This is a genomic window from Nocardioides sp. Z13_37 (assembly GCF_058355585.1).
The window spans coordinates 1-1,535 of the sequence record NZ_JBZGDV010000022.1 but is presented as its reverse complement, the minus strand read 5'-3'; the positions used below and the strand labels follow the sequence as shown (position 1 = coordinate 1,535).

Below are 1,535 nucleotides of genomic sequence, written 5' to 3'. Positions count from 1 at the left end.
GCCTAGACGGTATGGATTGACCGGCTCGTCCTGAGTTGGTTGCGGGCCGGGGCCTCACTCACACATGTTCGTGGGTTACCGAGCAGGGGCTGCCTGCTCGGCCTATCCGACAGTTGTGATGGAGGCCCCGGGTGTTTACAGAGCGTACGAGTGTTGGGCTCGACGTGCACGCACGATCGGTCGCGGCAGCGGCGATCGATGGCGTCACGGGCGAGCTCGTCCAGGCGAAGCTGACCCCGTCACATGAGCACATCCGTTCGTGGCTGGCTGGACTGCAGGGTCCGGTGGCGGTGGCCTACGAGGCCGGTCCGACCGGGTTCGGGTTGTCGAGGTCGTTGAACGCGGCCGGGATCCGCTGCGAGGTCGTGGCGCCGTCGAAGCTGCAACGGCCCAGCGGTGATCGGGTCAAGACCGACGCCAAGGACGCAATGCACCTGGCCCGGCTGCTGCGACTCGACGAGATCACCGCGGTGACAGTGCCCAGCGTCGACCAAGAGGCTGCACGCGACTTGGTCCGCGCCCGCGAGGACGCCCGGGGCGACCTGATGCGGGCCCGGCACCGGTTGTCGAAGCTCCTGCTGCGCCAGGGGTACGTCTACTCCGGAGGGAAGGCGTGGACCGGCGCCCACGACGTGTGGCTGCGCCGCACCGGTGCCCAACTGGACTCCGCGGCAACGCGGTTGACCTTCGAGTCCGACTACGACTCCGTGCTCCACGTGAAGGCACGCCGCGACCGCCTTGACGACGCGATCACCACCATGGCCGCGGACTGCGAGTTCACCCCGATGCTGCGGCGGCTGGGCTGCCTGCGCGGAATCGGGACCCTGACCGGGCTCGCCTTAGCGGTCGAGGTCGGCGACTGGGACCGCTTCACCGGCAAGACCATCGGCTCGTTCATCGGACTGGTGCCCAGCGAGTACTCCTCGGGCACCTCACGGGTGCAGGGGTCGATCACCAAGACCGGCAACACCCACCTGCGGCGCCTGCTGGTCGAAGCCGCGTGGCACCACCGTCCCGCCTACGGCATCGGCAAGACCATGCGGGACCGGTGGGAACTCGCAGGGCCTGCTGCTCGCGCCCGTGGCGACGAGGGCAACAGGCGACTGCACCACCGCTGGAACACCATGCGCGCACGACACAAGAGGCACACGATCGCCAACGTCGCGATCGCCCGCGAGCTGGCCGGCTGGTGCTGGTCGCTGGCCGTCCTCGAGGAATGAGGACCGGCCCCTGAACTGCTTCGTCGATCCCGGCGCGCTAGCAGCAGCGCGAGGAGCGACCCGCGACACAGCTATGAGCAGCACCGAGAGCCACACCAGCGATCGGCGCGACGCTCGACCCTAGACACGCGATCCGCTCCAGCCGAACAGCCCGTCCTGCGGTAACCAACCCGCGCATATCAGCCTGACCGTGCGTCGCAAACGACACGCTGACCAGCCGCCACACCCCGACGAAGCACGAGGCGCCCGCCCCACCATCAGTGGGACGGGCGCCTCAACCTGCCCTTGACAGCAGGTGCCTACATATCAGCTGTG

The 1,535-nt window shown here is 68.4% G+C and carries 1 protein-coding gene; it reads left to right on the top strand.

Going from position 1 to position 1,535, the window contains the following annotated elements:
* Window positions 1–164: 164 nt before the first annotated feature.
* Complete coding sequence (locus AC4H2S_RS21160; protein ID WP_491498962.1) at window positions 165–1,220, top strand: IS110 family RNA-guided transposase; 1,056 nt, start codon at window positions 165–167, stop codon at window positions 1,218–1,220.
* Window positions 1,221–1,535 lie beyond the last annotated feature (315 nt).